We start from the raw sequence: 12,121 nt of genomic DNA, 5'->3' as shown, positions 1-12,121 counted from the left end.
AAAATTTTAGGTTGAATGGAAAAAAAAATCTCAAGTAACGCATTAACTAAAGTCCAGGTACTGATTATGGCGATCGCAGCTGGTGTCTGTGTTGCTAACATTTATTATAATCAGCCAATCCTCAAAGATATTGCATCTTCTTTTGGAGTCAGTGAAGGCGAAGCGGGTAGCATATCTGTGCTTTCGCAAGTTGGTTACGGTTTTGGACTTTTCTTTTTAATCCCTCTGGGCGATAAAATCAACAAGAAAAAATTAATTTTTTGCTTACTTACATGTTTGTTCTGTTTGTTGATAGTCATGACGTTTTCACAAAACATCGTCGAAGTTTGGATATTGAGCGCAGCAATTGGGATTGCGACAGTCTCAGCTCAGGTTATTCTTCCCTTAGCAGCAAGTATAGATAGAGTAACTACAGGCAAAACTGTAGGCAACATTTTTACTGGTATATTGATCGGAATTTTAGGAGCAAGGGTTTTTAGTGGATATATTGCTGAATGGTTGAGTTGGCGTTATGTATATGGATTTTCAGCAGGAATGATTTTAATTGTTACTATTTTACTACAGATATACTTGCCTGATGTCAAAAATGAATATAGTGGTGATTATTTAGATTTATTAAAATCAACGCTTCAACAATTAAAACGTTTTTCACTCTTGAGAGAAGCATCTTTAATTAGTGGGTTATTGTTTGGTGTCTTTTGCTCATTTTGGACAACCCTGACTTTCTATTTAAGCGGAGCGCCTTTTAATTTTCAATCTGACACAATTGGCATGTATGGCTTTGTGGCGATCGCAGGTGCATTGATGGCACCAGTTTTTGGTAAATTAGCTGATCAAGGTAACTCCCAACGTTCCTTGACTATTGCTGTATCGCTGATGATTGCAAGTTTAGTAATTGCTAAAATTGCTTCTAATTCTGCACTGGCGATCGCTGTTGCTGTATTGTTACTAGATGTAGGTTTACAGGCAACCCAGGTCACTAATGTCGCAAGGATATACACTCTTGATGCTCAATCGAATAGTCGCATCAACACAGTTTACATGACTACCTATTTTATTAGTGGTGCTGTAGGTACTAGCATTGGTCTATTGTGCTGGCATCTTGGTGGCTGGAATTTGGTGACTTGGCAAATGTTAATTTTTACTTTACTTGCATTTTTTATTATTGTCCGACCTAAAATAACTACAGCAAGAACAAATAAATAATCAAACTCTCGTTTTCGATTAAAACAACTTTCTTTTTGGGAGATATACACATTTATTCTTTTCCCAAAACCAGATGTGTATAACTGATTGTCAGATATCGCCTTGCACCAATAACTAAATTTTCTCCTCATCAAGGCGATATCTACAGATAATCAGCTTATATTAAGAAAAACTAGGGATTTCAGAGGTGGAATCTTGTGATAGTGCAGTATTTTGGCTTTTGGCAGACAGAATTACAGATACTAGCTTAGGCAGTGCTAGGCAGGCAACAGTATTTAACAACGTCAGTAATATACCATCTATCAAACTCATATATTAATCTTCTCCGTTTGAAAATCGGTGTTGACTATATTTTTAGTTTGAAGCAAAATTAGTACAATTGCTTAAAATCAAAATATGGAATTTCTTTTATTGGATATAAGTTAACTAAATATATTCTTTTATTCTATAAAAACTATCAATTTTTAAGTTCTTCCAACTCCTCACTTGACCGACAAAGACTCATGATACAAGCCTACGTAGGCTCCCTTGTTTACGAAAAGCTGCGCCTTAAGCGTTCGCGCAGCGTCTCGTAAAGCCTAAGTGGGCAAGCTGCTCAGTGCATCGCCTAAATTTATTTATGGAGAAGAAAAATATATATGTAGAGACGCGTTACGTGAAAAATACGGCATCCTCACTTAGACCGACGTAGGCTACGCTCAGTGCATCGCCTAAATTTATTTATGGGGATTAAAAATGTTTAAATTTTGAATGCGTGAATTTTGAATTCGGAGCGTACCCCTTTGGGGATCTTGTTACGCGCAGCGTCTCGTAGAGAAGCAACGTGACCTTTGATGTATACTTTGCAAATTTTAAAATATACTCTAATATTTACTTGATAAATGGTCTTTGAGAGATTTTAGGCAATTAGAATAAATATGTCTTAAAGAGTTAATTGAAAGCTAATTTTAAATACCAAGTAATTTTTACTGGCAAACAGTCCATCAATTCAGAGAACACTTGGCACAGAAATTAGGACTAAATTTACAAAATTGGCTACCTGTCAATGGGTAAGCTGTACAATACGGAAAACTCGTAAGCTCGACTCTGACTGTTTGCAATTTGGAACCATTCGGCAACGCTTCAGTAGATTTGGTTTTATCAACCAGAAGGATAGCTAAAACCTTAGGTAACATTATGCAAGCAGCAATATTGAGCAGCGTTAGCAGTATAGCATCTATCAAATTCATAGGTAATCATCTCCTGTGAAAAATAGGCGATCGCGTTCTTAGATGCAAGCATAATGTATGCATAGCATTGATGTTCAGTCAATCTATTGCTTGCAGTCTATGTAAATTAACTTTAACATAAATTTTTGTAAATAGAAACGTGGAATTCCTGGAATTATCATACACACAAGGAAATGTGGATAATAATGACGGTGATTGTAGCGAAATAACAAAATAAACTGGAAAACGATCAGTTTACGATATTTAGGTAAGGTGTTATGTCAAAAACCCAAACCACATCTTCTTTTTTATCTCAGATCAGCGAGCGAGAACGCCAAGCATTAAAGCGGTTGGTAGATTACACAAATCTGGAAACGTTGCCAGAAATTTGGCCTTTGGCAGCTGGGCAATTTGGTGATGTTGTCGCCCTCCGCAACCCTCACAGTAAACCAGAAGTAGCGATTAGTTATACCCAGTTGGCAGAGCAAATACGACTCTTTGCTACTGGGTTGCAGGCGTTGGGAGTAAAGATAGGCGATCGCATTTCCTTAATTTCTGACAACAGTCCTCGCTGGTTTATTGCCGATCAAGGTATCATGACTGCTGGGGGAGTTGATGCGGTGCGTAGCTCCCAAGCGGAAAAAGAAGAACTGCTGTTTATCATCGCTAATAGTGGCAGCACAGCAATAGTAGTTGAGGATTTAAAAACATTTAAAAAATTACAAGACCGCCTCCAAGATTTACCAATTCAAGTAGTAATTTTACTTTCGGATGAAGCACCACCAACAGACGAAACCCTAAAAGTGCTGAACTTTGCCCAGTTGCTCGAAATTGGGGTAAATCATAATTTTGTGCCAGTCAAGCAAAATCGTGACGCTTTGGCAACCCTAATTTACACCTCTGGCACCACAGGCAAACCCAAGGGTGTAATGCTGTCTTATAACAATTTGATGCACCAAGTAACAACATTTGGGACAGTATTGCAACCAAACGTGGGCGATATCGTTCTCAGCATCCTACCTTCGTGGCACAGTTATGAACGAACTGTTGAGTATTATTTACTATCTCAAGGTAGCACGCAAGTTTATACCAACTTGCGCTCTGTAAAAGGGGATTTGAGACAATTTAAACCCAACTATATGGTGGGTGTACCCCGCCTGTGGGAATCGATTTATGAAGGAGTTCAAAAGCAATTCCGCGAACAACCAGCAAATAAGCAACGCCTAATTAACTTTTTATTGGGCATTAGCGAAAAATATATCAAAGCGCGGCGAGTTGCTCAGGGATTGAGTTTAAATAATCTTCATGCTTCAGCCGTCGAACGATTAGCAGCTAGGATACAAGCATCTGCTTTATTACCCCTCCATACCTTGGGAGAACGACTGGTTTATGCCAAGGTGCGAGAAGCCACAGGAGGACAAGTTAAGCAGATGATTAGCGGCGGTGGTGCGCTTCCCAGACATATAGATAATTTCTTTGAAATTATTGGCGTGCAGATTTTACAAGGTTACGGCTTGACAGAAACTTCTCCTGTTACCCATGTGCGGCGTCCTTGGCGAAATTTGATTGGTGCATCAGGGCTACCACTTCCGGCTACAGAAGCTAAAATCGTAGATCCTGAGACAAAAGCGCCTCTACCAGTAGAGAAGCGAGGCTTGCTATTGTTGAGGGGGCCGCAGATTATGCAAGGCTATTACCAAAATCCGGAAGCGACAGCGAAAGCAATTGATGCTGAAGGTTGGTTTGATAGCGGCGATTTGGGTTGGCTGACACCACAAGACGACTTAGTGCTGACTGGCAGGGCGAAAGATACGATTGTATTGACTAACGGAGAAAACATCGAGCCGCAGCCAATTGAAGATGCGTGTTTGCGATCGCCATACATCGATCAAATTATGCTCGTCGGCCAAGATCAGCGCAGCCTGGGAGCCTTAATTGTCCCCAATCTTGAAGCCCTAGAAAAATGGGCAGCAAGCCAGAATCTGATCCTGGATACACAGAATAATCAAGTTACTTCCTCAGATAGTCAAAAAATTGACTTGGGGAGTAGAATGATCCAGGATTTATTTCGGCAAGAATTGAATCGGGAAGTGCAAAATCGTCCAGGCTTTCGACCGGATGACCGCATCGGAACGTTTAAACTCATCCTAGGACAGTTTTCCATCGAAAATGGCTTGATGACACAAACACTGAAAGTTCGACGACACGTCGTCACAGAACGCTATCGCGATATTATTGACGGCATGTTTGCCTGATGATTCCACCTGCTAACTATAAGAGTGAACGTGAAATATTTATGGATGTCTCCAAATCTAATTTGCTCCTGAAACGCGTCGTTAACGTCAAAGTCATTGTTACTCCCCTCTGGAAAGAGGAAGTACAACAGCAGCTGCAAACGCAAATCAATCAACTTGACCAGCAACTGCAACAGCTAGACGTCGAAGGACAAAGAGCGATCGCGGCAATTCAAAAACAGAGTTTGCAACCACCTGGCCCCCAGACCCTCCAACAAATTGACAATATCCAACTCCAAGTCAATCAAAAGAAAAGTGAATTCCTAGAGCAGAAAAATCAATTGTTGCAAAACCTCCAGCAAGTACAGTTTCTCCAGCAAGATCAGGAAGTTAACCAATTCCAAATGGAAGGCTTTTTCCGGGTAGAAATTGGTGATAACCTAATTAGTAAAATGCAGGTTGAAATCGTTCTGCGCGATGGCGTTGTAGAAGAAATTCGCGGCGACATTTAGTAAAGTTATGAGTTATGAGTTATGAGTTATGAGTTGAAATTCCTAACTCCTCACTTTTGTACAGACGCGATTAATCGCGTCTGTACTTTTAACTTTTGACTCCAGCCCAAACAATTTGCCACACTGGAGGTGAGCTAATAAAAAGCGATCGCCCAAAGGTGGTCATCTCAACTCGATATTTAATACCAACTGAATCATCACCCCGCTTGATTTGCGTAATCGTCACAAAGGCCTGATTCCGTTGCGGATAAGCTACCTCTACCTTTCGTGTTCCTCCCACTGATGCTATGTCATCAAAGGCATTCAGGGCGAGGGTAGCAGGATCACTACCTTGGAGAGATGAACTGAGCTTTTCTAGAGGTATAGTTTTATAATCAGAACGCTCTAAGTATGCTACAACCTCTTGAGACTGATGTATTGCTGCCACCTGCTGCGTTTGTCCATCACTAGTCTCAACAATCGGTGCGGATGGCTGGCGCTGGATAATATAAACTCCAGCGCCAGCAGTGGCAAAGATACTTAGTATCACAATCAAAAAGAATTTCAACTTTGCCGACATAAAAGTAAACAGGAATTTCAAATAGGTTTATTACCAATTTTGAATTCTAGATTGAACTGCATCCGATATCCTCTACCTGTGAGAAGCTCCTGTATCTTAAGCAGTGGTTATGAGGAATATAAATAGCAATCCCATTTTATCCGTGAGAAACTCGTAGTCGTTTTTGCAAGTCAACAACTAAAACGAGATATTGGCTAACCATTGAGGATAGCTCTGTATTATAGACCTCTAAGTCATATTTAGGTTCCTAAAGTCAAGGGTCATTGGTCATCAGTCATTAGTCATTAGTCAAAAGCTAATGCCCCATTCCCTGTTTGGTCAATCCCCAATGCCTGATGCCCAATGCCCTGTTTGCCCAATACCCAACCTAAAATATAAAATCTCCAGTCCAAAATTCTTTTCTCAAGATACAATTCGATCTGACAAAAGCTGTTAAAGTCCATAAACCATTGATTCCCAAACCACCCTATGAGCATTCACGAAGTATTTATGCCGGCTCTGAGTTCTACGATGACTGAAGGCAAAATCGTCTCCTGGATGAAATCGCCAGGTGACAAAGTGGAAAAAGGCGAAACAGTGGTGGTTGTAGAGTCAGATAAGGCAGATATGGATGTAGAAACCTTTTATGAGGGATTTCTGGCCCATATCGTAGTTGAAGCTGGTGAAACTGCCCTGGTAGGATCTGTGATCGCCTTCATCGCCGAAACGGAAGCTGAAATTGAAACTGCCAAATCTGTTGCCAATTCCGGCGGTGTGGCTGCTACTACTACCTCTTCCCCTGAACCAATCCCCGCTACAGCCACAACCGAAACACCTACCTTAGCGTCTCAAAACGGGTCTAACCACAAAGAAGGAAGGCTTGTAGCTTCACCCCGTGCCCGCAAGTTAGCCAAAGAACTTAAAGTTGATTTAACTACTCTCCAAGGCAGTGGCCCCCACGGCCGCATTGTCGCCGAAGATGTTGAAGCATTATCCAATAAGGGCAAACAACCCGCCCCTGTGCCAGTTGCCCCACCAGCACCTGTACCAACCAGCGCCCCAGTTGCACCCCCAGCACCTCGCACACCAGCACCCACACCAGTGGTAGCGGCTGTTCCTGGTAAAATCGTACCTCTAACTACTTTCCAAAATGCTGTAGTGCGGAACATGGTAGCCACCATATCCGTGCCCGTCTTCCGTGTCGGTTATACAATTACCACCGATGGATTAGACAAACTTTATAAACAAATTAAATCCAAAGGCGTGACAATGACAGCGCTACTGGCGAAAGCTGTAGCGGTAACGTTGCAAAAACACCCATTGTTAAATGCTAGCTACTCAGACCAGGGTATTGTTTATCATTCTGATATCAACATTTCCGTAGCAGTAGCGATGGATGATGGCGGATTAATTACACCTGTGCTGCAAAATGCCGACGCAGTGGATATATATTCTCTGTCACGTACTTGGAAGTCTTTAGTAGAACGTGCTAAGACAAAACAACTACAGCCTCAAGAATACAACAGTGGTACATTTACCTTGTCAAATTTGGGGATGTTTGGCGTAGATAAATTTGATGCGATTTTGCCGCCTGGACAAGGTTCAATTTTAGCGATCGGGGCATCCCGCCCGCAAGTGGTAGCAACACCCGACGGTTTATTTGGCGTGCGCCAACAAATGCAAGTCAATATTACCTCTGACCACCGGATTATTTATGGTGCCCATGCTGCGGCGTTCTTGCAAGATTTAGCGAAATTGATTGAGACGAATCCTCAATCTTTGACAATGTAGTTTTGAAAAGACACCAAATTTAAATGTTAGCGCTATCAGCGAGTAGCAGTTTCTCGTAGAGTAGCGCTAACAATAAATAATACGTAGACTTAAATTTTTGATAGACAAACTATGTAGCGATATCACATCTTTACATAAGTTTATGTCCAAACTGATATCAAAGTGACATACGACAACTAATTGATGACACGCCCTAACTGACGACTACGCCCATAGGCTAATGCCACAATTAAACCAATCACACCCAATGAAATCAAAACAGTGTGCAAATGACCTTGTTGCAAGCTAAATCCTAACCATCCCCAAGAAAGCAAGGAAATAATTTCAAATAAACTTAACAATACATCAAGTTTACTATTTTGCCTTCGTCGAAACAATTCTGTAAACTTTACAGGGCGAGAATTCCACAGACTGAGAGTTGCTGCACAAGTAGTACCAGCCAAAAAAACCACCATCGGCATAAACCACGGTTTACCGTTGACTATCAAAACAATAAACAGTGGTGATATGAATAACCAGATAGGAATTAATGCCGCTAACAACTTCAATTGATGCAGCTTTGAACTATTTACTGGTGAAGATTTGAGCAAATCTGGTGCTTCTTCCCCAGAAACGCAAATTTGCACTAAATTTAATGTCAAAGCTTCTGCCAACACTAAACTCATCCCTAAAATACCACCATTGTTATGTTGTCGTAATATACTCAAAAATGCGAATGCGAGGAGAAATATTTGCAGAAATAGGCGTGAAATTAAATAAGGATTGCGCCGCATAATCCGCCATTCTTTGAGTAAAGCAACACGATTAAAACCACCAACAAGGCGAGTTGCTTGGGTTGGGCGCAGCTGACGATGTTCACTTGTAATATGCTGCTGTGTACCTGCAATAAAATAACGATGTAAAACTTCCACCGTTAACCACGTCAAACTGATACTAATTAACAACACTAACACTACTGACACCGGATCAAAGAAAATAGCCCTTGCAGGAAACCAAACCCAACTATCTGCACTCAAAAAGTTTCCTTTCGCTAACCAATGTTCTAACTGAAACCAAATTGATGCCGTGTTTCCATCCGTTTTTTTCAGGAGATTAGGTAACTGAGAACTCAAATATATAGTGATGATAAATAAAACTGTAAGAACTTGAGCAAAAGTCCGCGTCCGTTTTGCACCTATAACACGAACTAACCCTAAAACAAATAACATTGCTAAACTTGTAGCGCTTAAGCTAAGACCAATCAAAGCCGGGTAAAGCCCTAAAAGTTGAGGAATACCGAGTAATAAAGCGATTAAACTTATAGGAATTACAAATAAACAACCACTGAAAAAAGTTTTCAGGGCAATTTTTAACACTTGACTCGCAAAAATCACTTGACTCGAAATTGGTGATGACACAAGTAAATCTAAATCCCCGCGTTCAAATAACCCTATCAAGCTACTTCTCATCGCTTGGATAAAGCTATAGTAAAATCCGAACAACCAAACTACTACCGCTATCCAAATAGCAGAATCTGGTATGGTATGAAATGATATCGTACCTCGAATATTACCAGACGTAACCCCTAACCAAGTTAAATAAACACTACCCAAAAGTGCAAAAATACTGAAAACAAATATTGCTACAGGTCTAACAGTAATTTCACGCCACCACAAACTTAATTCGTAGTCCAAAAGCCAAGGTAATGTCCCTACTTTCATCTTGCACCTTCAACATTATTATCTTGAGTTAATTCTAAAAAGACCCTTTCCAAACTACCGCCTGCTTCACCACTTTGAGTTCTAAGTTCATCTAAAGTACCTTCGGCAACTAAGTACCCATGATTAATAATCCCAATTCGCTGCGCCATACGCTCGGCAATTTCCATAATGTGAGTAGTTAAAATTACCACACCACCTTGGTTTACAAACTCGGTGAGCATATTTTTGACTAAGCGGGCTGCGGCTGCATCTAATCCTGTTAGCGGTTCATCTAAGATAATAATTCTCGGCTGATGAATTAATGCCCCTGCTAAAGCAAGTTTTTGCCTCATCCCTCGCGAAAAAGTTTCACTAAAATCTCCTCTGTTATCCCACAAGTTTAATTGTTTGAGGAGTTCTTCGGCAGAAGATTGAGCTTTAGAAGGAGGAATTCCCCAAAGTCCGGCGATAAACTCTAAATACTCTATCGGACGTAGCTTGTTGTAGAGTAGAGGCTCTTCAGGTAGGTATGCTAAAAGTTGCTTTGCTTTTTGAGGCGATCGCCGGATACTATGTCCTAAGATCATAATATCCCCGTTATCTGGTCGTAGTAACCCTGCAATCATTCGTAGAGTAGTAGTTTTTCCTGCACCGTTGGGACCTAAAAGAGCATAAAATGAACCTTCTGCAATCTGCAAGCTGAGATTGTTTACTGCTTGGTGAGAACCATAATATTTGGTAAGTTGGGAAAGTTGAAGTGCGATTCTCATATGTTGTGATTATGCTTAATTCAAACGAAGCAGAACATTTTATTGAGGATATTATGCGAGCGATCGCCTAAGAATATCAATGCCCAGAAGTATTTCCAAAAGAGAAAGGTGTTATTGAGTTGGCGGATGTTACGGTCTATACAGTAATGTATACAATTGGCATATTTCTGGCGTGATTCCATGACGACGAATTTGTTCAACAACACGCTCAATTTATACTGATGGCGTCCCTAATTTCATGACGATAATCATTGCTTTGAATCTTCTAAAAATATTGCAATCATTTGTTTAGTTAGAGTTCCTAAGTTTGATAATGTTGTTTATCGAACCCTCAAATATCAATCAGTCTAGTTTTTTAGTTTTATGCAAGATACTATAAACAAACTTTATATTCCACATTCGGCACTTCAAAATGTCATACTTAATGCTTCAATAAATTTTATATACAAAACTTATTTAATTGAGTATTAATACTTATATTTGCTAGGCTTTTAGCGTTTAAAAAATAAAAAAGTGGGCATTACCCACTCTACATAAATTTAGCCCTTAACACAAAGTACTTGCTTAAGTGTTGCTACAACCTCAACCAAGTCTGCTTGGTTTTCCATAACTTGTTCTATTGGTTTATAAGCACCAGGAATTTCATCTAACACGCCCTCATCTTTGCGGCATTCTACACCATTTGTTTGCTCAATTAAATCATCAAGCGTATAGACATTTTTTGCCTTATTTCTAGATAGCAAACGCCCTGCGCCGTGAGAGCAAGAACAGAAGCTGTGGGCATTACCTTTACCCTTAACAATGAAAGACTTTGCCCCCATCGAACCAGGAATAATCCCATAATCTTCAGTCTGGGCACGGACTGCACCCTTACGAGTAACGTATACATCCTCGTCAAAATGCACTTCTTTTTCGGCGTAATTGTGATGACAATTAACCTGCAATAAAGGTTTAGTTGCCTTCCCACCTGCGAGATGCTTCTCAACTATGTGCTTAAAACGTGCCATCATCACATCGCGGTTGACACGTGCATAGTTTTGTGACCATTGTAAATCGTGCCAATATGCCTGGAATTCTGGTGTACCAGCGACAAAATGAGCCAAATCAGGGTCAGGCAATTTATTACCAGCCATCTTTGCTAATTCTCTGGCTGTGTGAATATGACACTGAGCGAGTTTATTACCGATGTTACGCGAACCAGAATGCAGCATTAGCCAAACTTGATTCTCTGTATCAAGGCACACTTCAATAAAGTGGTTTCCTCCACCGAGAGAACCCATCTGTTTCATTGCTTTAGTTTGTAGGTCTTGCACACCACGATGCAAATCTTTAAAATCATCCCAGTGTTGCCAGTTGCTGACAGATTTTTCAATGTTTTTATTTTCGTTGAATCCAGTCGGAATTGCAGCTTCAATATCCAGGCGGATTTTCTTTAGTTTACCTTCCAGTTGTTCAGCAGTAAATGCTGTTTTGATAGCGCTCATTCCACAACCAATATCCACACCAACAGCAGCTGGTATAATTGCCTCTTTGGTTGCAATTACAGAACCCACTAAGGCACCTTTTCCTAAGTGAACATCTGGCATTAATGCCACGTGCTTAAACACAAATGGTAGCGATGCCACATTCTTTGCCATCTTAGTTTCTTCTGAGGCCAAAGAGTGATTTGCCCAAGATAAGACCGGTGCTGGTGTGGTAATTTCTAACTTTTCGTAGGGCATAATCGTTTCTATTTTAGATTTTAAATTTTAGATTTTGGTGAGGCAGTGCGGTCTTCTCCCTTGGCGATAGCGCAGCGTAAAGGCCTCTCTTCTCCTTCTTCTGTCGGAGACGCTGCGCGAACAAAGACGCTAACGCGAACGAGAGGCTTGTCTGCGACACACTGCGCGTAACTTGCTTCTCCGTAGGAGTACGCCAATTGCATAGCATCTGGTAGAGAACGTTTGGGGGTTTCCCTGATGAGCAACTGCCGTTAGCGCAGCGCTAGCGACAAAAGAGCGTTACCCGTAGGGATTAAGTATAGGGCACTGATAATTATCGCTATGGTTTATAACCCATTACTTAGTTAGTTGTAGCAATTTAAATGTTGTATTGTCTTTCATTTGGCTCTCTCAATTTTCGTGAAGCTGAAGAACTACTCATAGAGTAATACCAATTCAAAATGACGCTCGCGGACTCGCTAA

At 40.8% G+C, this 12,121-nt stretch carries 9 protein-coding genes; 4 read left to right on the top strand and 5 right to left on the bottom strand.

All coding sequences use genetic code 11. From position 1 onward, the window contains the following. The first annotated feature begins 15 nt into the window (after positions 1–15). Complete coding sequence (locus tag V7L29_RS02100; RefSeq protein ID WP_334734373.1) at positions 16–1,206, top strand: MFS transporter; 1,191 nt, start codon at positions 16–18, stop codon at positions 1,204–1,206. 162 nt (positions 1,207–1,368) lie between these two features. Here the strand turns inward: V7L29_RS02100 and V7L29_RS02095 are convergent, their stop codons facing one another. Continuing rightward, on the bottom strand, positions 1,369–1,518 hold the full coding sequence (locus V7L29_RS02095; protein ID WP_334688916.1) for a hypothetical protein: 150 nt from the start codon (positions 1,516–1,518) through the stop codon (positions 1,369–1,371). A gap of 1,174 nt (positions 1,519–2,692) precedes the next feature. Here V7L29_RS02095 and V7L29_RS02090 point away from each other — a divergent pair. Both V7L29_RS02090 and V7L29_RS02085 read left to right on the top strand, forming a co-directional pair. After that, positions 2,693–4,669 carry an AMP-dependent synthetase/ligase gene (locus tag V7L29_RS02090; protein ID WP_334734372.1) on the top strand — a complete coding sequence of 659 codons (1,977 nt, stop codon included), beginning with the start codon at positions 2,693–2,695 and terminating at the stop codon, positions 4,667–4,669. A gap of 41 nt (positions 4,670–4,710) precedes the next feature. Beyond that, positions 4,711–5,160 (top strand): YlqD family protein, encoded by a 450-nt coding sequence (locus V7L29_RS02085; protein ID WP_012412623.1) that lies wholly within the window; start codon positions 4,711–4,713, stop codon positions 5,158–5,160. Positions 5,161–5,248: 88 nt separating this feature from the next. Here the strand turns inward: V7L29_RS02085 and V7L29_RS02080 are convergent, their stop codons facing one another. Continuing rightward, complete coding sequence (locus V7L29_RS02080; protein ID WP_334688918.1) at positions 5,249–5,719, bottom strand: hypothetical protein; 471 nt, start codon at positions 5,717–5,719, stop codon at positions 5,249–5,251. A 468-nt stretch (positions 5,720–6,187) separates the two neighbouring features. Here V7L29_RS02080 and V7L29_RS02075 point away from each other — a divergent pair, with 468 nt between their 5' ends. Then, positions 6,188–7,489 carry a dihydrolipoamide acetyltransferase family protein gene (locus V7L29_RS02075; protein WP_334734371.1) on the top strand — a complete coding sequence of 434 codons (1,302 nt, stop codon included), beginning with the start codon at positions 6,188–6,190 and terminating at the stop codon, positions 7,487–7,489. A gap of 176 nt (positions 7,490–7,665) precedes the next feature. Here V7L29_RS02075 and V7L29_RS02070 read toward each other — a convergent pair whose 3' ends face one another. From V7L29_RS02070 to V7L29_RS02060, 3 genes are all read right to left on the bottom strand, one after another. Next, positions 7,666–9,189 carry a hypothetical protein gene (locus V7L29_RS02070; RefSeq protein WP_334734370.1) on the bottom strand — a complete coding sequence of 508 codons (1,524 nt, stop codon included), beginning with the start codon at positions 9,187–9,189 and terminating at the stop codon, positions 7,666–7,668. Further along, positions 9,186–9,938, bottom strand: a complete 753-nt coding sequence (locus V7L29_RS02065) for an ABC transporter ATP-binding protein (RefSeq protein ID WP_334688940.1) — start codon at positions 9,936–9,938, stop codon at positions 9,186–9,188. The genes V7L29_RS02070 and V7L29_RS02065 overlap by 4 nt, the downstream gene beginning before the upstream one ends. A gap of 539 nt (positions 9,939–10,477) precedes the next feature. Then, entirely contained in the window at positions 10,478–11,659 is a 1,182-nt protein-coding gene (locus V7L29_RS02060) for an RtcB family protein (protein ID WP_334734369.1), read from the bottom strand. Positions 11,660–12,121: the final 462 nt, after the last annotated feature.

Origin of the sequence: Nostoc sp. (genome assembly GCF_036916575.1) — a bacterium.
In the GTDB taxonomy this organism is placed as follows: Bacteria; Cyanobacteriota; Cyanobacteriia; order Cyanobacteriales; family Nostocaceae; genus Nostoc.
This window is presented reverse-complemented; position numbering and strand designations above follow the sequence as displayed.

Excerpts from the sequence above, each read along its gene's own strand:
- V7L29_RS02100 (WP_334734373.1), top strand. The coding sequence starts at position 16 with ATGGAAAAAAAAATCTCAAGTAACGCATTAACTAAAGTCCAGGTACTG.
- V7L29_RS02095 (WP_334688916.1), bottom strand. The coding sequence starts at position 1,518 with ATGAGTTTGATAGATGGTATATTACTGACGTTGTTAAATACTGTTGCC.
- V7L29_RS02090 (WP_334734372.1), top strand. The coding sequence starts at position 2,693 with ATGTCAAAAACCCAAACCACATCTTCTTTTTTATCTCAGATCAGCGAG.
- V7L29_RS02085 (WP_012412623.1), top strand. The coding sequence starts at position 4,711 with ATGGATGTCTCCAAATCTAATTTGCTCCTGAAACGCGTCGTTAACGTC.
- V7L29_RS02080 (WP_334688918.1), bottom strand. The coding sequence starts at position 5,719 with ATGTCGGCAAAGTTGAAATTCTTTTTGATTGTGATACTAAGTATCTTT.
- V7L29_RS02075 (WP_334734371.1), top strand. The coding sequence starts at position 6,188 with ATGAGCATTCACGAAGTATTTATGCCGGCTCTGAGTTCTACGATGACT.
- V7L29_RS02070 (WP_334734370.1), bottom strand. The coding sequence starts at position 9,189 with ATGAAAGTAGGGACATTACCTTGGCTTTTGGACTACGAATTAAGTTTG.
- V7L29_RS02065 (WP_334688940.1), bottom strand. The coding sequence starts at position 9,938 with ATGAGAATCGCACTTCAACTTTCCCAACTTACCAAATATTATGGTTCT.
- V7L29_RS02060 (WP_334734369.1), bottom strand. The coding sequence starts at position 11,659 with ATGCCCTACGAAAAGTTAGAAATTACCACACCAGCACCGGTCTTATCT.